Origin of the sequence: Streptomyces sp. NPDC048171 (assembly GCF_043202655.1) — a bacterium.
GTDB lineage: Bacteria > Actinomycetota > Actinomycetes > Streptomycetales > Streptomycetaceae > Streptomyces.
In genome coordinates this window covers 69,011-88,320 of the sequence record NZ_JBIDAU010000005.1, presented here as the reverse complement: position 1 = coordinate 88,320, position 19,310 = coordinate 69,011, and the positions used below count along the sequence as shown (strand labels likewise).

15 protein-coding genes and 3 tRNA genes are annotated in these 19,310 nt (G+C 73.2%); 12 read left to right on the top strand and 6 right to left on the bottom strand.

Annotated elements, in window-relative coordinates:
* Positions 1-22 precede the first annotated feature (22 nt).
* Positions 23-109 (top strand) — tRNA-Ser (locus ACGF3J_RS14995).
* 62 nt (positions 110-171) lie between these two features.
* On the opposite strand, the gene ACGF3J_RS14990 is transcribed toward ACGF3J_RS14995, so the two are convergent.
* Complete coding sequence (locus ACGF3J_RS14990) at positions 172-636, bottom strand: hypothetical protein (protein WP_393854194.1); 465 nt, start codon at positions 634-636, stop codon at positions 172-174.
* Between the two features lie 30 nt (positions 637-666).
* On the bottom strand, positions 667-1,542 hold the full coding sequence (locus ACGF3J_RS14985; protein WP_393854193.1) for a bifunctional DNA primase/polymerase: 876 nt from the start codon (positions 1,540-1,542) through the stop codon (positions 667-669).
* Positions 1,543-1,909: 367 nt separating this feature from the next.
* Between ACGF3J_RS14985 and ACGF3J_RS14980 the strand changes: the two genes are divergently transcribed.
* The 3 genes from ACGF3J_RS14980 (at position 1,910) to ACGF3J_RS14970 (ending at position 4,960) form a co-directional block, all read left to right on the top strand.
* A complete protein-coding gene (locus ACGF3J_RS14980) occupies positions 1,910-2,236 on the top strand; it encodes a hypothetical protein (protein WP_125495747.1) in 327 nt (108 codons plus the stop codon).
* Between the two features lie 328 nt (positions 2,237-2,564).
* A complete protein-coding gene (locus ACGF3J_RS14975; RefSeq protein WP_161332729.1) occupies positions 2,565-3,137 on the top strand; it encodes a SigE family RNA polymerase sigma factor in 573 nt (190 codons plus the stop codon).
* Between the two features lie 146 nt (positions 3,138-3,283).
* The gene (locus ACGF3J_RS14970) at positions 3,284-4,960 is read left to right on the top strand and encodes a long-chain fatty acid--CoA ligase (RefSeq protein WP_161332728.1); all 1,677 of its coding nucleotides are present in this window, start codon (positions 3,284-3,286) and stop codon (positions 4,958-4,960) included.
* Between the two features lie 429 nt (positions 4,961-5,389).
* Here the strand turns inward: ACGF3J_RS14970 and ACGF3J_RS14965 are convergent, their stop codons facing one another.
* Entirely contained in the window at positions 5,390-6,691 is a 1,302-nt protein-coding gene (locus tag ACGF3J_RS14965; RefSeq protein ID WP_161332727.1) for an MFS transporter, read from the bottom strand.
* Between the two features lie 137 nt (positions 6,692-6,828).
* Here ACGF3J_RS14965 and ACGF3J_RS14960 point away from each other — a divergent pair, with 137 nt between their 5' ends.
* Entirely contained in the window at positions 6,829-7,407 is a 579-nt protein-coding gene (locus ACGF3J_RS14960; RefSeq protein ID WP_161332726.1) for a TetR family transcriptional regulator, read from the top strand.
* An 18-nt stretch (positions 7,408-7,425) separates the two neighbouring features.
* Here ACGF3J_RS14960 and ACGF3J_RS14955 read toward each other — a convergent pair whose 3' ends face one another.
* Together ACGF3J_RS14955 and ACGF3J_RS14950 are read right to left on the bottom strand one after the other, a co-directional pair.
* A complete protein-coding gene (locus ACGF3J_RS14955) occupies positions 7,426-11,757 on the bottom strand; it encodes a PAS domain-containing protein (protein WP_393854192.1) in 4,332 nt (1,443 codons plus the stop codon).
* Positions 11,758-11,957: 200 nt separating this feature from the next.
* Entirely contained in the window at positions 11,958-12,443 is a 486-nt protein-coding gene (locus ACGF3J_RS14950) for an SSI family serine proteinase inhibitor (RefSeq protein WP_393854191.1), read from the bottom strand.
* A 180-nt stretch (positions 12,444-12,623) separates the two neighbouring features.
* Here ACGF3J_RS14950 and ACGF3J_RS14945 point away from each other — a divergent pair.
* The 3 genes from ACGF3J_RS14945 to ACGF3J_RS14935 all read left to right on the top strand — a co-directional run bounded on the left by ACGF3J_RS14945 (position 12,624) and on the right by ACGF3J_RS14935 (position 14,628).
* Positions 12,624-12,714, top strand: a tRNA-Ser gene (locus tag ACGF3J_RS14945).
* A 203-nt stretch (positions 12,715-12,917) separates the two neighbouring features.
* Positions 12,918-12,990, top strand: a tRNA-Arg gene (locus ACGF3J_RS14940).
* Between the two features lie 150 nt (positions 12,991-13,140).
* Entirely contained in the window at positions 13,141-14,628 is a 1,488-nt protein-coding gene (locus tag ACGF3J_RS14935) for a penicillin-binding protein 2 (protein WP_161332735.1), read from the top strand.
* A gap of 34 nt (positions 14,629-14,662) precedes the next feature.
* Here ACGF3J_RS14935 and ACGF3J_RS14930 read toward each other — a convergent pair whose 3' ends face one another.
* Complete coding sequence (locus ACGF3J_RS14930) at positions 14,663-15,022, bottom strand: helix-turn-helix domain-containing protein (protein ID WP_161332736.1); 360 nt, start codon at positions 15,020-15,022, stop codon at positions 14,663-14,665.
* Positions 15,023-15,068: 46 nt separating this feature from the next.
* Between ACGF3J_RS14930 and ACGF3J_RS14925 the strand changes: the two genes are divergently transcribed.
* The 4 genes from ACGF3J_RS14925 (at position 15,069) to ACGF3J_RS14910 (ending at position 19,302) form a co-directional block, all read left to right on the top strand.
* Entirely contained in the window at positions 15,069-15,953 is an 885-nt protein-coding gene (locus ACGF3J_RS14925) for a DUF2797 domain-containing protein (protein ID WP_161332737.1), read from the top strand.
* Positions 15,954-16,052: 99 nt separating this feature from the next.
* Positions 16,053-16,943 carry an amidohydrolase family protein gene (locus ACGF3J_RS14920; RefSeq protein WP_161332738.1) on the top strand — a complete coding sequence of 297 codons (891 nt, stop codon included), beginning with the start codon at positions 16,053-16,055 and terminating at the stop codon, positions 16,941-16,943.
* 74 nt (positions 16,944-17,017) lie between these two features.
* The gene (locus ACGF3J_RS14915; protein WP_161332739.1) at positions 17,018-17,758 is read left to right on the top strand and encodes a response regulator transcription factor; all 741 of its coding nucleotides are present in this window, start codon (positions 17,018-17,020) and stop codon (positions 17,756-17,758) included.
* Positions 17,755-19,302, top strand: coding sequence for a HAMP domain-containing sensor histidine kinase (locus ACGF3J_RS14910; protein WP_161332740.1), 1,548 nt, complete (start codon positions 17,755-17,757; stop codon positions 19,300-19,302). The genes ACGF3J_RS14915 and ACGF3J_RS14910 overlap by 4 nt, the downstream gene beginning before the upstream one ends.
* Positions 19,303-19,310 lie beyond the last annotated feature (8 nt).

Below are 19,310 nucleotides of genomic sequence, written 5' to 3'. Positions count from 1 at the left end.
GCCACGATCACGACCGGCGCGGGGTGGGTTGCCCGAGCGGCCTAAGGGAACGGTCTTGAAAACCGTCGTGGCAGCGATGTCACCGTGGGTTCAAATCCCACACCCACCGCAGTGAGTTACGGCCCCTGACCAGGTATGACGGTCGGGGGCCGTTGTCATGGGCGGGCCGCCTCACGTCTGTACCTCGTCGTCCCGGGCCAGGCTGAGCCAGTCCAGGTCCCGTAGCGCCTCGGTCGTGTCGTGGGGGTCGGGGAGGTGCGGGGTGGGCTGGAACCAGAGGACGGTGAGGGTGGAGTGGTAGCGGAGGGGGTCGTTGGAGGGGTTCAGGGGTGGGGAGGAGAAGCGGGCCACGCAGGCGACTCGGGGGAGGAACTCGACGGGGCCGTGGGGGCCCGCGTAGTGGTCGGGGTATTCGCGGGGTGGGGGGATCAGGTGGACCGGTGTGGTGGGGGACATGCGCTCGGCGGTGTGGAGGAGGGTCTTGATGCGCAGGTCGTTGACGGGGCGGCACGGGTAGGCGTCCAGCAGGGTGCCGTAGGTCGGGGTGAGGTGCAGTTCGGCCAGGTCGACGGTGCGGCCGGAGGACAGGACGACCCGGGTCAGTGACGTGGTCGGCACTCTGGGGCGGTTGTGCATGGGGGTCTTTCGGTTCTTGTGCCGAGTGGGTCAGGGGCGGTGGCCGGTCATGCGGGCCGCCGAGGCGATGGTCGTGCGGGCCTCGCGTTCCGTCAGGCCGGTGGCCTGTGCGGCTTCCAGGAGGGGGCCCAGGAGGGCCGGGCCGATGCCGTTCTCGTAGGCGCGGCAGGCCGCCCAGAAGAGGCGGGTGTTGCGCTGGCCCTCGTGCGCGGCGAGGACGAAGTGGATGAGGCCCCGGCCGTCGGGTGTGTTGGGTGCGTCGGGAGTGCCGGGAGTGGGGCGGCGTGGGGGGAGCAGGAGGCGGAGCAGGGCGGGTGGGCAGGGGGCGGGGGCCAGGTGGGACGTGCCGGGGGCGGTGGTGTAGACGCCGTGGCGGGTGCGGGAGCCGGGGCCGACGAGGTAGCCGCCGGCGCCTCGGATGTCGATGCCCGGAGCGAGGCGGCCGGCGGAGTTGGGGACCACGGAGTCGGACGGGCCGGTGAGCCAGAGGTGGCGGCCGCCGCTGGGGGTCAGGACGACGACCGTGGGCGGGATCGTGAACAGGTGGCGCAGGGCCAGTTCGCGCAGGGCGGCCGAGGAGTCCGTCTCCGACTTCGTGTCCAGGTCGACGCCGACGAGGTGGTGCGGGGGCAGGCCGCAGGCGATGCCGTAGCCCGTGGCCCAGGGGGCGGCGGCGAAGAGCTCGCGGATGCGGGCCGGGTCGGTGGAGGCGTCGTGGACACCGTGGCCGAAGCGGCCGCACTCGCCGTGGCAGGAGAGCGGTTCCGCCGGTGGGCCGGCGCGGTGCGGGGAGCGCAGGGCCGGGAGCTTGGTCCGGGACAGGGGGATGACCGCCAGTCCGCGTTCCGCGGCGGACAGGGCGTGGGCGAGGGCCAGCGTCGTGGCCCGCCGGTCGATGGTGGCCATGGATCCATGTTCGTACGTATGTTCGAGAAAGGGAAGGGTGGGGGAGGGTGACGCGCCGGGGAGGGGGGTGCGCTTCGCGGATGTGGCGGAACGCTTCAGCTGTTGTCGGGCATGGGGCGGAAGGGTCCGTGCTGCCCCGAGGTGGGCGCTGAAGACGGTCAAAGGGGTTTATCGACTTGTCCTCACGCTTGAGGGCGAATCAGGGCTTCCGGGGTGGTTCGCCGGGGATTCGGTGGGCAACTCTGATCACGCGACGTCGTGCACAACGTCGGGGCGGTCGGCCAACTGCCTTGGCAACAGCCGAAGTTCAGAGTGGATCACGCAGCTTCACGCAGGCTCACGCAGCTTCAGTCCTGGAGGAACAAACATGGCAAGCATCCGTACCGCCCGTGTCGTCGCCGCCGTCGCCGCCCTTCCGCTCGCAGCCGCGCTCCTCGGTGGTGTGGCGGCGGCGGACAACGGTGCCTTCGCGGACGACGGATCGAGCGCGACCGCCGCCAGCGCCAACGCCGGAATCCTCGGCAGCGGCGTCGGCGGCAACAACAACGGCAACTCGTCCACCACGCAGCAGCAGGCCGTCGGCTCGGGGGCGTCGAACCAGAGCAACACCGCGCAGGTCGACGGCTCCGCGTTCACGGCGATCCAGCAGGGCAACGAGAACGTGGCCGTCACCTTCTCCCCGCTGTGGTGGTGAGCTGAGGGGCCGGCGCGGGAGCGCTGCCGCGCCGCCCCTCGATCGCTCACGGGTGTGCTTCATGGGGTCGCAGTGCGTCTGGGCGGTGGTGCTTCGGTGCCGCCGCCCAGGTGTTTCCCGTCGTCACCGGCCCCGGGGTGGGGGCGGCCGGCCGCGGGGCCCGGGGCCGCCCGCGGGGAAGCCCTCAAAGGGGGAACCCGCAGGGTCCCTCCTCCCCTCGTCCACCTACAGGAGGTGCACCTGGCACCACCCCTACAACCTGAGGCGGACTCTGCTTCGGGACCTGCGGCCGATCCGCCGGACACCCCCTCGCTCATAGCGTGGAGCCATGACCACACCCGTCTGCACCAGCGCTTCCGAAGCCGCCACAGCCACGGCGCCAGCAAGGGCGCAGACCTTTCCGTACCCGTCGTTCTCGTCGTACGTGAAGGCACGCCAGCCGGTGCTGCTGCGTACCGCCCGGTCGCTCACCGCGAACCCGAGCGACGCGGAGGACCTGCTGCAGACCGCGCTCACCAAGACGTACGTCGCCTGGGAGCGCATCGAGGACCACCGCGCCCTGGACGGCTACGTGCGCCGGGCCCTGCTGAACACCCGGACGTCGCAGTGGCGCAAGCGCAAGGTCGACGAGTTCGCCTGCGACGAGCTGCCCGAGCCGGAGCCCGTGCCGGCCGGTGACGATCCGGCGGAGCGGCAGGCGCTGCACGACGCGATGTGGCGGGCGATCATGAAGCTGCCCGCCCGGCAGCGTGCGATGGTCGTCCTCAGGTACTACGAGGACCTCAGCGAGGCCCAGACGGCCGAAGTGCTCGGCGTTTCCGTGGGCACCGTGAAGTCGGCGGTCTCCCGAGCGCTCGGCAAGCTCCGCGAGGACCCTGAGCTGGTAATTGTCCGGAAGTGAGAGCCAACGGGGCTTTTGGGGACGACCCCTCCGGGTGCCCCTCTGGACGTTCCTCGGGGAACCCGTACTGATCGATCACCCGGGAGTAGTGACATACCGCGCGGTATGTGCGCAGAATCAGCGCAACCCTTACCGCCGCGTAGGCAATGTCGCCCCGGGAGGACACCGTGCTGAGCACGATGCAGGACGTACCGCTGCTGATCTCGAGGATCCTGACCCACGGGTCGACGATCCACGGCAGCTCGCAGGTGACCACCTGGACCGGTGAGGACGAGCCGCACCGCCGCTCCTTCGCCGAGATCGGCGCCCGCGCCGCCCAGCTCGCGCACGCCCTGCGTGAGGACCTCGCGGTCGGCGCCGACGAGCGTGTGGCGACCCTGGCCTGGAACAACGCCGAGCATGTCGAGGCCTACTTCGCGATCCCCTCCATGGGCGCGGTCCTCCACACCCTCAATCTCCGCCTCCCGCCCGAGCAGCTGGCCTGGATCGTGAACCACGCCGCCGACCGCGTCGTGATCGCCAACGGTTCACTGCTGCCGCTGCTCGCGCCGCTGCTGCCGCACCTGAAGACGGTCGAACACGTCGTCGTCACCGGCCCCGGCGACCGCTCCCTGCTGGAGGGGGCGTCGGCCCAGGTGCACGAGTACGAGGACCTGATCGCGGGGAAGCCGGCCACGTACGACTGGCCCGAGCTGGACGAGCGGGCCGCCGCCGCCATGTGCTACACCTCCGGCACCACCGGCGACCCCAAGGGCGTGGTCTACAGCCACCGTTCCATCTACCTGCACTCCATGCAGGTCAACATGGCCCAGTCGATGGGCCTGACCGACCAGGACACCTCGCTGGTCGTGGTCCCGCAGTTCCACGTCAACGCCTGGGGGCTGCCGCACGCCACCTTCATGACCGGCGTGAACATGCTGATGCCGGACCGCTTCCTCCAGCCCGCCCCGCTCGCCGCGATGATCGAGGGCGAGCGGCCGACGCACGCCGCCGCCGTCCCCACCATCTGGCAGGGGCTCCTCGCGGAACTGACCGCCAAGCCCCGCGACGTCTCCTCCCTCACCCAGGTCACCATCGGTGGCTCCGCCTGTCCCCCGTCCCTGATGGAGGCGTTCGACGCGCTCGGCATGCGGGTCTGCCACGCCTGGGGCATGACGGAGACCTCCCCGCTCGGCACCATCGCCCGTCCCCCGGCCCAGGCGATCGGCACGCCGGAGGAGTTCGCGTACCGGCTCACCCAGGGCCGTTTCCCGGCCGGCGTCGAGGCGCGTCTCACCGGTCCCGGCGGCGAGCGGCTGCCCTGGGACGGCGAGTCCGCCGGTGAGCTGGAGGTGCGCGGCAACTGGATCGCCGGCGCCTACTACAACGGGCCGGGTACCGAGCCGCTGCGTCCCGACGACAAGTTCAGTGCGGACGGCTGGCTGAAGACGGGTGACGTCGGCACCATCTCCCCCGACGGCTTCCTGACCCTGACCGACCGGGCCAAGGACGTCATCAAGTCCGGCGGCGAGTGGATCTCGTCGGTCGAGCTGGAGAACGCCCTGATGTCCCACCCGGACGTCGCCGAGGCCGCCGTGGTCGCCGTCCCGGACGACAAGTGGGGCGAGCGTCCGCTGGCCACCGTGGTCCTCAAGGACGGCGCGAGCGTCGGCTTCGAGGACCTGCGCGCCTTCCTCGCCGAGGACGGCAAGATCGCCAAGTGGCAGCTGCCGGAGCGGTGGACGGTCATCGAGACGGTGCCGAAGACGAGCGTGGGCAAGTTCGACAAGAAGGTGCTGCGCAGGCAGTACGCGGAGGGCGGGCTGGACGTCACGCGGCTCTGACCGGCGGCCGGGGCGGGGCCGGGGTCATTCCCTCCCGGACTTGGTCCCCGGCCCCCGGACTTGGTCCCCGGCCCCGGACCTGGGTCCCGGACCTGGTCCCCGGCTCCGGTCCCCGGCCGTCCGTTGGCGGACGGTTCTGGGGACCGACGCTCACCTGCCGGGCGGTGCTCACCGCTCGGCGTCGGCCTCGCCACCCCGCCTTGCCAGGCGGTCATCGGGCCACCAGCTGATCGCCGGACGGGATGGTGGTTCGGGTCCGCGGGCTGATCGCCGGACCGGAGGGTGGTTCGGGTCCGCGGGCCGGTCGCCGGACGGGGGGTGGTGCGGGTCCGCCGGCCGGCGCCAGGCGGTCGCCGAGGAAGGCACCCGAGCCGGACGCAGGGCCGCCGCCCTCCCGCCCTCGGATCCGGGCCGCGCCCAGCCCCACCCTCACCTCCCCCGCACAACCGTCCCCATCCACCCCACCACCAGCCCCGCCCCCGCCACCACGCAGACGCCGCCCCAGCCCCACTGGCCGAAGGCCGGGCCCGCCAGGGCCGAGGACAGGGCGCCCCCCGCGAAGCCGGAGACGACGTACGCCGTGTTGGCGGTGGCCGGCGCGGAGGTGGTGGTCAGGGCGATGGTCTGGTTGGCGACGTGGGAGGCGACCAGCGCGGCGTGCACCAGGACCGCCGCCGCGCACAGGGCCGCCATCACCTGCCCGCCCAGCCAGAACAGTGGCACGGACACGGCGGCGAGCAGATACGCGGACCGTACGACCTTCGCGGCGCCGAACCGGTCGACCAGACCGCCCGCGAGCGGCGCGACCACGCTCGCCGCCAGCCCGAACAGGCCGAACAGCCCCGCCGCGGCGGTCGTCATGCCGTAGCCGTCGTCGGCCGCCAGGAGCAGCGCCAGCGAGGTCCACAGGGCGCTCCACGCGCCGTACATCCCCGCCTGGCGCACGCACGCGCGCCACAGGTCGGGCGAGTGGCGCAGTACGCCGGGCAGCGCGGCCAGGCCCGCGAACAGCGAGCCCTGTCGGCGCCGCCGCTCGGCCGGGAGTATGTACGCGGTCGCCAGGCTCAGGACCGCGGTCAGGACGGCGGCGCCCACGAACACCGCACGCCAGCCGAAGGCCTGTCCCGCCAGTCCGCCGAGCACGCGGGCCGCCACCACGCCGGTGAACAGGCCCGCGATGACGGCCGCGACATGACGGGCCCGGCGGTCGGCGGGGGCGCGTTCGGCGACCAGCGGTACCAGGAGCTGCGGGACGACGGTCGCGGCCGAGGCGACCAGGACGGCGGCCGCCAGCGCGCCGGTCCCGGCCGAGGCGGCGCCGGCCAGCAGGGCGGCGGTGGCGACCAGCGCGAGGACGGCGACCAGACGGCGCCGGTTCACGCTGTCCCCGAGCGGAGCGAAGAAGAGCAGGCCGGCCGCGTAACCGAGCTGGGCGACGGAGGCCAGCCACGCCACCCCCGAGGGCGTCGAGCCCATGTCGTGGGCGATGAGGGGGAGCAGTGGCGCCGCCAGGTAGATGTTGGCGGCCGTCACGGCGGTGCAGAGGGCGATCAGGGGGAGGAAGAGCCGGGACGCGGCACCGGCGGGCCCGGTCGGCGGCTTGGTCTCGGCGGACGCGGACGCGGACGCGGACGAGGACGCGGGCACGGGCTCGGGCTCGGGCACGGGCTCGGGCACGGGGGTGGCCGCGGCTTCCGCGGGTGCTGCGGCCCGGGACGACGATGACGGCATGAGCGGAGCGACTCCTTCGAGCGCACACTAATAACCAACTGGTTGGTTGGACTGACGCGGCCGAGTCTGCGCCCGCCCCCGCCCCCCTGTCAACCAAATAGTTGGTTACCTGCTTCCGTCCGCATACCCTGTTCCTCATGGGAGCAAGGGACCCCGAGGCCACCAAGGCCCGGATCTTCGCGGCGGCGGTCGGCGAGTTCGCCCGGCACGGCATCGCCGGGGCGCGCATCGACCGCATCGCGGCCGAGGCCAAGGCGAACAAGCAGCTGATCTACGCCTACTACGGCAACAAGAACGAGCTGTTCGCGTCCGTCCTCGAGAAGAAGATGCTCGACCTGGCGATCTCGGTCCCCGTCGACCCCGACGACATCGAGGGCTGGATCGACCGCCTGCTCGACTACCACGCCGCCCACCCCGAGCTGCTGCGTCTGCTCTTCTGGGAGGGCATGGAGTACGGCACGGCCGAACTGCCCCACGAGGCCGAGCGACAGGCCCACTACGCCCGCAAGATCGCCGCCGTACGGGACGGCCAGGAACGCGGCGTGGTCACCGACGCCATCCCGGCGCCCGACCTCCTCTTCCTGCTGGTCGCGATGGCCAACTGGGCGATCGTCGTGCCGCAGATGAAGCGCATCATGGTCGGCGGCGCGGACACCGACGCCGACCGCCTGCGCACGTCGATCAAGGAGGCGGCGCGCCGGATCGTCGGCCGGTAGCGCCCGGGCAGCGCGGCGTCAGTTGGTCCCGATCCGCGAGAGCAGCTCGACGATCCGGCCCTGCACATCGCCGCTGGTGGAACGCTCCGCCAGGAACAGCACCGTCTCGCCCGACGCCAGCCGCGGCAGGTCGGCCTGGTCGACGGCGGCGGTGTAGACGACGAGCGGGGTGCGGTTGAGCTGCCCGTTCGCGCGCAGCCAGCCGACGATCCCGGCGGAGCCGTCCTGGCGCCGCTGCACCTGCATCAGATCCATCACGACCAGGTTGGGCCGGAACTGTCCCGCCAGCGTCACCGCGTCGGCGTCGCTCGCCGCCCGCGCCACCTGCATCCCGCGCCGCTCCAGCGTCGAGGTCAGCGCCAGCGCGATCTCCGCGTGCTCCTCGATCAGCAGCACGCGCGGCGGGTGCTGCTCGGTGTCCCGGGGGGCGAGCGCCTTCAGCAGTACGGCCGGATCGGCGCCGTAGGCGGCGTCCCGCGAGGCCTGTCCGAGGCCGGCGGTGACCAGTACGGGCACCTCGGCGGCCACCGCCGCCTGCCGCAGCGACTGGAGTGCGGTGCGGGTGATCGGCCCGGTCAGCGGGTCCACGAACAGCGCGGCCGGGAACGCCGCGATCTGGGCGTCCACCTCCTCGCGCGAGTGCACGATCACCGGCCGGTAGCCGCGGTCGCTGAGCGCCTGCTGCGTGGAGACGTCCGGCGCGGGCCACACCAGCAGCCGACGCGGGTTGTCCAGCGGCTCCGGCGGCAGCTCGTCGTCCATGGGCTGCGGACGCGGCGGGTCCGCCACCTCGACGGCCCCTCCGGGTCCGTCCAGCGGCTCGGGCCCCTCGGCGGCGTCCTTGTCCGGTGCTCCTATGGCGTACGACCGTCCGGCGCCCTCGGTGACCGGCGCGAGCCGCTGCTGGCCGCCGCCCAGCGAGGTCTGTTCCTGCCCCGACGCCGGCGGCTGCGGCTGGGGCTGCTGCTTCGGCTGCGTGGTGGCGGCCGGCTGCTCGGTCGCCGGGTGCGGGCGCGCCGCCTGGTCCGCGCGGGGGTCGGGCGGCGTACCCAGCTTGCGGCGCCGGCCCGGCTGCTGCGGCGCGGGGGCGGCCGTCGGCTGCTGCACCTGGACCGCCTGCCGGTTGAACGGCACGCCCTGGCCCAGCGTCCGGACGCTGATCGACCGTCCCTGGGTGGAGTTCGGGTCGACGGGCGCGGACGTCTCGGCGGGCAGGGGCTGCGCCGCGCGGGGTGCGGGCGCGTTCTCGGGCGGCAGCGGCGTGCCCTGGCTCGGCGTGGAGCCGGGGACGCCCTGCGGGGGCGTCGGGGTGGTGCCGTCGGCCGGTACCGGGGCGCTCTCGGGCAGGGGCGCGGCGGTCGCGGGCCAGGGCTGCGGGGCGTCGGGTGCGGAGGGGGCGTCGGGTGCGCCCTGCCCCGCGGTGTGCTGCGGCGGCACCGGGGATTCCGGCACGGGCGGCGGGGCCTGCGCCGGGCCACCCTGCGCCGGGCCACCCTGCGCCGGCACCGGCGCCGCTTCGTCGGCGGGACGGGCGGCCCCGGCCCGGCGGCGCCGCCCGGTGGGTGCGTCGGCCGGGTGCGGCTGGGGCGGTGTGTGGTCCTCGGCCTGGTCGTGCGGTACGGCGTCGTGGCGGCCCTCGTCGAGCGGGGCGTCACCGGGTGCGGCCGGGCCGGGCACCTGAGGCTGTGGCTGCGTCTGCGTCTGCGTCTGCGTCTGCGTCTGTGGCGTGGCGTGTGCCTGTGCTGCCTGTGCTGCCTGCGCCTGAGGAGCCTGGGCGTGCTCCGCGACCCGGCCCTGTGCGTGGACCTGGCCGGTGTGACCGGCCGCCGGAGCGCCCTGCGCCGGGCCTTGCGCGGGTCCCTGTCCCGTCGCGGCGTCGCCGTCGGCCGGCCGGTCCGCGTCGGCGGGTGGCAGAGCGAACACCTGACGCGGCGCCGCCTCCTGCGCGGCGGCCCGCTCGTTCGCGGAGGCCAGGGCACGCCGTCGGCGGCCGGTCGGCCGGTCGGCGTCCGCCGGGTCCGACTCGCCGGCCTGCGCGGGCAGCGCCGGGGGCAGCGCCTGCTGCTCACCGCCGTCCTGCCGGGTGCGTCCTCCCGCGGGCGCGGGCACGCCCTGCGGCGGTACGGTCCCGCCCAGTCCGGTGTTGGAGGCCGCGGCCCCGCCCCGGTCCCCGGCCATGACGACGGCGCCCTCGGACACCCCGGCCTGCGCTCCCGGCGGCAACTCGGCGACGTCGGTGCCCGCGGCCTCGGCGGGCCGCCCGCGCCGGCGCCCGGTACCGCCGGACCCGGCCCCGTCACCCGGTGCCGCCTGCGCGGGCACCGGAAGGGGGGCCGAGGACTGGGCGCCCGGCGCCTGGGCGACGTAACCCTGTGCGCCCTGCTCCCCCGGGGCCTGTTCCGGCCCGGTCTGCTCTTGCGTCCGGGCCGCGCGCCGCCTGCGTCGCCCGGTCGGTGCGGTGCCCTCGCTCTCGGGTCCGCCCGGCTCCTCGCCGCCCGCGACCTCGCTCTCCAGGAACGCGTCCACGGAGGACGCCGCCCGACGGGCGCGCCGCCGCCCGCCCCCGGCAGCCGGCTCGCGAACGGCGAGCGCGTTGTCCGCACCCGCGCCGCCCTCGCCGCCGCCCTGCGCCGGAATCCGGGCCGCCGCAGGGTCCGCGGCCGGCGCCTGGGCCGCCACGGCCCCGGCCCCGCCTCCGATCGGCACCTCCAGCACGTACGCGCTGCCGCTCATGCCCGGCATCTCGTGCGTCTGGAGCACGCCGCCGTGCGCCCGCACGATCCCGCGCACGATCGGCTCGTGCACCGGGTCTCCCCCGGCGTACGGCCCGCGCACCTCGATGCGGACGACCGCGCCGCGCTGCGCCGCCGCGACCACGACGGTGTTGTCCAGGTAGCCGCCCGTCGCCGACACGGGCGAGTTGCCGGTGGCGTCGACACCCGCGACGTCCGCGACGAGGTGCGCCAGCGCGGTGGCCAGCAGCCGGACGTCGACCTCGGCCTCGATGGGCGGCGCGTGCACGGCGAACTGCACCCGACCCGGACCGATCAGCTCCACGGCCCCGTCGACACCGGCGGCGACGACCGCGTCGAGCATCACCTTCGCACGGGCGACCTGCTCGCTGCCGACATCGAGGCGCTGGAAGCCGAGGACGTTGTCGATGAGCGTGGTGATGCGGGAGTAGCCGGCCGACAGGTGGTGCAGCACCTGGTTGGCCTCGGGCCACAGCTGCCCGGCGTCGTCCGAGGCCAGCGCGGCCAGTTCCCGGCGCAGTTCGTCCAGCGGCCCGCGCAGGGAGCCGCCGAGAAGGGTGAGCAACTGCTCGTGCCGGGCGGCGATCGCCTCGTACCGGTCCTTCTCCCGCTCGCCGAGCGCGGCGTAGCGGTCGGCGTCCGCAGCGATCTCCTCCGCGTGCTTCTCGCGCAGCTCCGCCAGCTCGGTCTCGTGCTGCCGGCGCAGCGCGGTCAGCTCGGAGGCGTGCTCCTCGGCCAGCCGCTCCATTTCCTCGGCGTGCCGCTGCTCCGCCTCCTCGTGCTCCTTGAGCATCGTCTCGTGGGGGCGGCGGTCGGTGAAGGTCATCACGGCGCCGACGAGCTGGTCGCCGTCCCGCACGGGCGCCGTCGTCAGGTCGACGGACACCTGGTCGCCGTTCTTGGAGAACAGCACCTGCCCGCGCACCCGGTGCTTGCGCCCGGAGCGCAGGGTGTCGGCGAGCGGGGACTCGTCGTACGGGAAGGGCGAGCCGTCGGCCCGCGAGTGCAGGACGAGGGTGTGCAGCTCACGGCCGCCGAGTTCGCCGGCCCGGTAGCCCAGTATCTGGGCGGCGGCCGGGTTGACGAGGACGATCCGCCCGTCGGTGTCGGTGCCGACGACGCCCTCGGAGGCGGCCCGCAGGATCATCTCGGTCTGGCGCTGCGAACGGGCCAGCTCGGCCTCGGTGTCGACGGTGCCGGAGAGGTCGCGGACGACGAGCATCAGCAGTTCGTCGCCGGTGTAGCCGTAGGTGTCGTAGGCCTGCTGGCCGGTCTCCAGGTTGGCGCTGGTGACCTCGACGGGGAACTCGGAGCCGTCGGTGCGCCGGGCGACCATCCGGGTCGGCTTGGTCCGCGCCCGCGGGTCGACGTGGTCGGGCCGCCGCATGGAGCCGGGGATCAGCCGCGAGTCGAACTGCGGGAGCAGGTCCAGCAGTCCGCGGCCCACCAGCGCGGTGCCCGGAGTCTCGAACGCCTCCAGCGCGATGGTGTTCGCGTTGACCACGGTGCCGTTGGCGTTGACCAGTACCAACGCGTCGGGCAGCGCGTCCAGTATGGCTGCGAGGCGAGCAGTGCCTCGGGATGGCCTGCTGCTCACGAGACGCTTCCCTCCTGTTACCGCACTTGCCGACCGCCTGGGCCATCTTGCCAACCGGCCCCCAGGGTGTCACGCGAGGGAGTCTAAGGGTTGGGCCCCGGCGGGCGGCGTGGGATGCGACGGAGGTCGCACGAGGAAGTGACGTAGAACGTGTGAGCGGCGACCGCGGGCCGGGCGCCCGCGGCGGAGGTCCACGCCCCCTACGACCGTCCGGGCGCCCCCACCTCGGGCAGCAGCGGCACCATGCGGTTCCAGCGGGAGATCTCGCAGCCGTCGCGCCGGTCGTACGTCACGTCGACGGGGCGTCCGGCCCAGACGCCGGTGACGTGCGCGGTGGCCGGGCCGCCGTACTGCATGGTGCAGAGGCTGCCCTCCGGGACCGGGGCGAAGGTGTCCTGGCCCCAGCGGGTGTCGCGCTCGGCCACGGCACAGGCGCCGGCCGGGTCGGGGTGGCTGCCGCCGGCCGGGTGGCAGTACAGCGCGAACGTCCCGTCGGCGGCCGGACCGGCGTTCCGCACGGTGACGGTCAGGTGATCACCGTGCGGAACGCCGGCGATGGCACCGGCACCGGCATCCGTGCCGACGGCCGCGGCCGGGTGGGCGGCGGAGAGGGAGGCGAGGGACGCGAAGGACAGGGCGGCGGCGCCGAGGAGGCGGGCGGCGGGGATGCGGGAGACCTGGAACATGCCCTGCCCAACGCGCGGGCGCGCCGGACGTTGCGCGGCGGCCCGCCGACTGCGCCACAAGGGCTTTGCCCTGCGGCCCGCGCGCCTAGTACCGTGGGGGTCGATTGGTGACAGCACGCTCAACTGTGTCATCATCGGCACGCACCGCTCGCGCTCGCCCGCGAGATGGTGATGTTGTCTGGAGGCGTCGCCTAGTCCGGTCTATGGCGCCGCACTGCTAATGCGGTTTGGGTTTTAAAGCCCATCGAGGGTTCAAATCCCTCCGCCTCCGCACCGATCACCGAAGCCCCGGCCATCCGGCCGGGGCTTCGCTGTCGTCTGCGGTCGCACACCCCGCCCTGAAGGGTCGTTTTCGCAGCTCACAACGGGTGCGGCCAATGGATTTCACATGGCGGCGGCAGTCATGTAATGTTCTTCCTGTCGCCGCGAGCGGGCCGGAAGGGCCGGGAGCGGCGGTAAAACTGAAGAAGACAAGCACTCGTAGCTTAACGGATAGAGCATCTGACTACGGATCAGAAGGTTGCAGGTTCGAATCCTGCCGAGTGCACATCTGTCGAAGGCCCGTCGAATCGCCGACGGGCCTTCGGTGTTTTCCGGTCGGCGTGATCGTCTTTCGCAAGTGTGTCTAGGGTGTGCCCATGTTGCGAGGACGCATCTTCTTCATATCCGACCGGCCGAGCCTCGACGGAGGCACCCGGTGAACAAGCCGCTGAGGGCCGTGGCGATCTTCTGCGGGCTGCTGGTGCTCGGTCTGCTGATCCGGGCGAACTGGCTGCAGTACGTCCGGGCCCCGGAACTCGCCTCCGACGACAAGAACCGGCGGGTCCAGATCGAGCAGTTCGCCACCCCGCGCGGCGACATCGTCGTCGGCGGCCGGGCCATCACCGGCTCCGCCGAGGTGAAGGGCACCGACCTCAAGTTCAAGCGCACCTACACCAACGGGCCGATGTACGCCCCGGTGACGGGATACGCGTCGCAGGCCCAGGGCATGACGCTGCTGGAGAAGACCTACGACGGCATCCTCACCGGCAAGGACGACCGGCTGGCCTTCCAGCGGTTCGCCGACGTCGTCAGCGGTGAGGGACGCCGGGCCGGCTCGGTGGTCACCACCATCGACCCGAAGGCGCAGAAGGCCGCCTGGGACGGGCTGACCGACCTGAAGGGCGCCCGGGGAGCCGTGGTCGCGCTGGACCCGCAGACGGGGAAGGTGCTGGCGCTGGTCTCGGCGCCCTCCTACGATCCGTCGAAGTTCGCGGGCAGCACCTTCAAGGAGTCCGACCGCTTCGTGGCGATGGACAAGCAGAAGAACAAGCCGCTGGCCAACCGCGCGCTGCGCGAGACCTATCCGCCCGGCTCGACCTTCAAGATCCTCACCGCGGCCGCCGCCCTGGAGCACGGGATCGTCTCGGACGTCGACGCCCGCACGGACGCCGCCTCCCCCTACCAGCTGCCGCAGGCCAGCAACAAGATCGGCAGCGAGGCCGGCGACGCGGTCTGCAACAAGGCCTCGATGAAGACCGCCATGCAGTACTCCTGCAACAACGTCTTCCTGGACGCCGCCTCCAAGCTGGGGCAGGACAAGATGCGCGAGACGGCGCAGAAGTTCGGGTTCAACGAGAACGTCTACTCCGAGGAGTTCGGCGACCTGCTCGCCTCCAAGAGCCTCTACCCGGAGGACCTCGACGCGCCGGGCACCGCGCTCACCGGCATGGGGCAGGGCAGCCTGACCAGTACGCCGATGCAGATGGCCATGGTCACCGCAGGGCTGGCCAACGACGGCAAGGTGATGCAGCCGTACATCGTCGACGAGGTCAAGGGACCGGATCTCGGCACGCTGGAGAAGACCGAGCCCAAGGTGATGAGCGAGGCCGTCTCCGCCGAGACCGCGCAGAAGGTCCAGGAGATGATGGAGTTCACCGCCAAGGAGGGCAGCGCCCGCCGCGCCCAGATCGACGGGATCACGGTCGGCGGCAAGACCGGTACCGCGCAGCGCGGTGTCGACGTCAACGACGAGGTGCCCTACGGCTGGTTCGTCTCCTACGGCAAGAAGGACGACGGGTCCTCCGTCGCCGTGGCCGTCTTCATCGACCCGACCGACATGGACATCTCCCGTGAGGACATCTCCGGTGGCGGTCTCGGCGCGCCGATCGCCAAGAGCGTCATGGAGGCGGTCCTGAAGCAGTGACGCCGGAGGCGGTGGTGGCGGAGTCGGTGGTGGTTCAGGCCCCCGCGGCGTCGTACGCCTCGCGGGCCCGCTCGACCGCCGCCATCCGCCGCTCCGTCCACAGCGCCAGGTCCCTGACCTGCTCGGCGGCCTCGCGGCCGAGGCCGGTCAGGGAGTAGTCGACGCGGGGCGGGATCACCGGCTTGGCGTCCCGGTGGACCAGGCCGTCGCGCTCCAGGGTGCGCAGGGTCTGCGCCAGCATCTTCTCGCTGACGCTGCCGATCTCGCGGCGCAGCTCGCTGAAGCGGTAGGTGCGCTCCAGCAGCGCGATCAGGGCCAGCGTGCCCCAGCGGCTGGTGACGTGCTCCATGACCAGGCGCTCGGGGCACAGCGGGTCGATGTCTGCCATGTCCATACGGTACTTCCGCCGTTGTCAGTGGTGGCCTCTAGTCTCGACGGTGATGGCACAGGCATGGAAGTGCGCGGGGCTGCGCTGGACGGGCGGGGGTCCGGTGCTGACGTGGGTCGGGGGGCGCAGCAGTGCCCTGGCCCGGGGGAGACGGGTGGCGTTCGCGGTCGCCGAGGGGGGTGTCCGGACATGCGTGGGAGCGCGGGGGAACGTGTGCCCGGTGCGCGCCGGTGTGCCGGGGCGGAGCACGGGGGCGCGGTGCGAGGAGTGCGCGCGGCTGGACCGGGCGCACTCCGTGGCCGCCGACACCATCGCCGACGACCCGCGGCCGTACCGCGTCTACCTGGCCTGGTTCGGGCCCGGCCTGGTCAAGGTGGGGATCACCGCGCAGGCGCGGGGCCCGGCCCGGCTGCTTGAGCAGGGCGCCGTCTGCTTCAGCTGGCTCGGCCGCGGGCCCCTGATGGCCGCGCGGCGGACCGAGGAGCTGCTGCGGGCCGCGCTGGGCGTCCCGGACCGGATTCCGTACGCCCACAAGCGGGCGGTGCGCACCGCGCTGCCCGGGACGGGGGCGGAGCGGTCGGCCGAGATCGCCGAGCTGCACGCGCGGGCGGTGGCGCTCGGCGGCTGGCCGGAGTCGCTGACGCCGGAGCCGTTCCGGGGCGTGGACCACGCGGGCGTCTTCGGGATCGAGGGTCCGGACCGGTGTCCGGCCGCCGTGGGCGAGGTGGCCGAGCTGGTGGCGGGCGGGGCGATCGGGGGCGCGCTGGTGGCGGCCGCCGGGCCGGACCTGCATCTGGCGACGGAGCGCGGGGTCGTCGTCCTCGACACCCGGCTGATGACGGGGTGGGAGCTGGTGTCCGCCGGCGGGGAGCCCTGTGCCGTGCCGGTGCGTGAGTACCGGGAGGCGGCGGCCGGGGTCCAGGACGAGCTGTTCTGAGACCCTTCCACCCCTCTTCCCACCTCTCTCCCCACTCCCCTTCCCGCCCCTCTTCCCGCCCCTCTTGTCCGGGGGCGGGCCGGGCGCGATCGTGGCCCCATGAGTGATCACGAGGCCGGGCAGGTCCGGCGGTTCTGGGAGGGGCTCGGGCTGCCCGGGCTGGTCGACGTGCACACCCACTTCATGCCCGAGCGGGTGCTGGCCAAGGTCTGGGCCTACTTCGACGGCCTCGGCCCGCTGACCGGCGGATTCGAATGGCCGATCACCTACCGGCAGGAGGAAGACGAACGCGCGGCGCTGCTGCGGGAGTTCGGCGTGCGGGCCTTCACGGCCATGCTGTACCCGCACAAGGCCGGGATGGCCGAGTGGCTGAACGGCTGGGCGGTGGACTTCGCCCGCCGCACACCCGACTGCCTGCACACCTCCACCCTCTTCCCCGAGCCGGGCGCCGAGGCGTACGTCCGCCGGGCCGTCGAGTCGGGGGCACGGGTCTTCAAGGCCCATGTGCAGGTGGGGGCGTACGACCCGGCCGACGCACTCCTCGACGGGGCCTGGGGCGTGCTCGCGGAGGCGGGGGTCCCGGTCGTCGTCCACTGCGGGTCGGGGCCCGCGCCCGGCAAGCACACCGGGCCCGAGCCGATCGCCCGGGTGCTGGCCCGGCACCCCCGGCTGCGGCTGATCGTCGCGCATCTCGGGATGCCCGAGTACGAGGACTTCCTGGACCTCGCCGAGCGGTACGGCGAGGTGCGGCTGGACACGACCATGGCCTTCACCGACTTCAGCGAACGCCTCGCGCCCTTTCCCCGCCGGGCGCTGCCCAGGCTGGCGGACCTCGGCGACCGGGTCCTGCTCGGCTCGGACTTTCCCAACATCCCGTACCCCTACCTGCACCAGCTGCACGCCCTGGAGCGGCTGGGCCTGGGCGACGCGTGGCTGCGGGGGGTGTGCCACGACAACGCGGCCCGGCTGTTCGGCCTGGCGGAGGCCTGAGACGCCGGGGTTTCTCAGAGAAATCACAGCTTGGGGAAAGGACGTTCTCAGAGCGCCCCGCCATCGTCTCCGGTATGACCACGACCTCGCCCCAGGGGCGCACCGAACTGCTGAGGCCGGACGGGAGCCCCGTCCGGGTGCTCGTGGTGGACGACGAGCAGTCCATCACCGAGCTGCTCTCCATGGCCCTGCGCTACGAGGGCTGGCAGATCCGCAGCGCAGGTGACGGCCACGGCGCCGTCCAGACCGCGCGGGACTTCCGGCCCGACGCCGTCGTGCTGGACATGATGCTGCCCGACATGGACGGCCTGAGCGTGCTGGGGCGGCTGCGCCGCGACCTGCCGGACGTGCCGGTGCTGTTCCTGACCGCCAAGGACGCGGTCGAGGACCGTATCGCCGGACTGACCGCCGGCGGGGACGACTACGTCACCAAGCCGTTCAGCCTGGAGGAGGTCGTCGCCCGGCTGCGCGGCCTGATCCGGCGCTCGGGCGCCGCCGACCGGCGTTCCGAGTCCGTCCTCGTCGTCGGCGACCTCACGCTCGACGAGGACAGCCACGAGGTCACCCGCGGCGGCGACGGCATCCACCTCACCGCCACCGAGTTCGAGCTGCTGCGGTTCCTGATGCGCAACCCGCGGCGCGTGCTGAGCAAGGCGCAGATCCTGGACCGCGTGTGGTCCTACGACTTCGGGGGCCAGGCCAACGTCGTCGAGCTGTACATCTCGTACCTGCGGCGGAAGATCGACGCCGGACGCGAGCCGATGATCCACACCCGGCGCGGAGCCGGATACCTGATCAAGCCCGCCTCCTCGTGACCCGACGGCGACGACCGCGGCCGCGGACGCTGCGGACCCGGCTCGTTGTCGCGTCGGTGGCGCTGATCGCCGTGGTCTGCGCGGTGATCGGGACCGTGACGACGGTGGCGCTGCGCTCCCATCTGTACGAGCAGCTGGACAAGCAGGTGGACGAGGTCGCGATGCGGGTGTCCGGGTTCGGGCCGCCCGGGGACCGCCGGCCGGACGGCGGGGGCCCGGAGCGGATGGACCTCGACGAGTTCGTCACCCGCGGACCGCAGCCTCGCGACACGATCGTCGCCGAGGTCCGGGACGGTGCCGTCGTCGACGCCAAGTACGGCGAGAAGGACGAGGACAGCACCAACTTCAGCGGCACCAGCCCGGTCGCCCTCACCGACGCGGAGCGCGCAGCGCTGGCGTCCGCCCCCCGGGACGGCGGCCGGCACACCGTCGAGATCGGCGACCTCGGCGACTACCGCGTGGAGTACAAGGACGGCTACTACGCCGCCGTTCCGACCTCCGAGGTCACCAGCACCGTCAACACCCTGATCCTCGTGGAGGCCAGCGTCACCGCCGCCGGTCTCATCGCCGCCTCCCTCGCCGGGACCGTCATCGTCGGCGTCGCCACCCGCCCCCTGCGCCGGGTCGCCGCCACCGCCGGCCGGGTCTCCGAACTCCCCCTGCACGCGGGCGAGGTGAACCTCGACGAACGCGTCCCGGAGTCCGAGTGCGACCCGCACACCGAGGTCGGCCGGGTCGGGTCCGCCCTCAACCGGATGCTCGACCACGTCCACGGGGCGCTGCACGCACGGCAGGAGAGCGAGACGCGGGTACGGCAGTTCGTCGCGGACGCCAGCCACGAGCTGCGCACCCCGCTGTCCTCCATCCGCGGGTACGCCGAACTCACCCGCAGGGGACGCGAACAGGTCGGCCCCGACACCCGGCACGCGCTCGGCCGCATCGAGTCCGAGGCCGGGCGGATGACCCTCCTGGTCGAGGATCTGCTGCTGCTCGCCCGCCTGGACGCGGGGCGGCCGTTGCGGTTCGAGCGGACCGACCTCGTACCGCTGGTCGTGGACTCGGTCAGCGACGCCCGCGCGGCCGGGCTCGACCACAACTGGCGGCTCGACCTGCCGGAGCAGCCGGCACCGGTCTCGGCGGACGCCGCCCGCCTCCAGCAGGTGCTGGTCAACCTGCTGGGCAACGCCCGCAACCACACCCCGCCCGGCACCACCGTCACCGCGCGGGTGCGGGCGAGCGGCGGGTGGCTGTGCGTGGACGTCGAGGACAACGGGCCCGGGATTCCCGCGGAGTTGCTGCCGCACGTCTTCGAACGGTTCGCGCGGGGCGACTCCGCGCGCTCCCGGGCCACCGGCTCGACGGGGCTCGGTCTCGCCATCGTGCACGCCGTGACGACCGCGCACGGCGGTGGTGTGACCGTCACGAGCGTGCCGGGGCGGACGGTCTTCACCGTGCGTCTGCCCGCGCCGCCGGACCCGGCCGGCGACCGGGCGCACTCACAGGCCCGGCACAGCCTCACCACACGGGTGCGACAGGGGAGTTGAGAAGAGTC

Coding starts and splice junctions, on each gene's coding strand:
- ACGF3J_RS14915 (WP_161332739.1), top strand. CDS start 17,018: ATGACCACGACCTCGCCCCAGGGGCGCACCGAACTGCTGAGGCCGGAC.
- ACGF3J_RS14990 (WP_393854194.1), bottom strand. CDS start 636: ATGCACAACCGCCCCAGAGTGCCGACCACGTCACTGACCCGGGTCGTC.
- ACGF3J_RS14950 (WP_393854191.1), bottom strand. CDS start 12,443: ATGTTCCAGGTCTCCCGCATCCCCGCCGCCCGCCTCCTCGGCGCCGCC.
- ACGF3J_RS14920 (WP_161332738.1), top strand. CDS start 16,053: ATGAGTGATCACGAGGCCGGGCAGGTCCGGCGGTTCTGGGAGGGGCTC.
- ACGF3J_RS14975 (WP_161332729.1), top strand. CDS start 2,565: ATGACCACACCCGTCTGCACCAGCGCTTCCGAAGCCGCCACAGCCACG.
- ACGF3J_RS14930 (WP_161332736.1), bottom strand. CDS start 15,022: ATGGACATGGCAGACATCGACCCGCTGTGCCCCGAGCGCCTGGTCATG.
- ACGF3J_RS14980 (WP_125495747.1), top strand. CDS start 1,910: ATGGCAAGCATCCGTACCGCCCGTGTCGTCGCCGCCGTCGCCGCCCTT.
- ACGF3J_RS14960 (WP_161332726.1), top strand. CDS start 6,829: ATGGGAGCAAGGGACCCCGAGGCCACCAAGGCCCGGATCTTCGCGGCG.
- ACGF3J_RS14965 (WP_161332727.1), bottom strand. CDS start 6,691: ATGCCGTCATCGTCGTCCCGGGCCGCAGCACCCGCGGAAGCCGCGGCC.
- ACGF3J_RS14985 (WP_393854193.1), bottom strand. CDS start 1,542: ATGGCCACCATCGACCGGCGGGCCACGACGCTGGCCCTCGCCCACGCC.
- ACGF3J_RS14925 (WP_161332737.1), top strand. CDS start 15,069: ATGGCACAGGCATGGAAGTGCGCGGGGCTGCGCTGGACGGGCGGGGGT.
- ACGF3J_RS14970 (WP_161332728.1), top strand. CDS start 3,284: ATGTCGCCCCGGGAGGACACCGTGCTGAGCACGATGCAGGACGTACCG.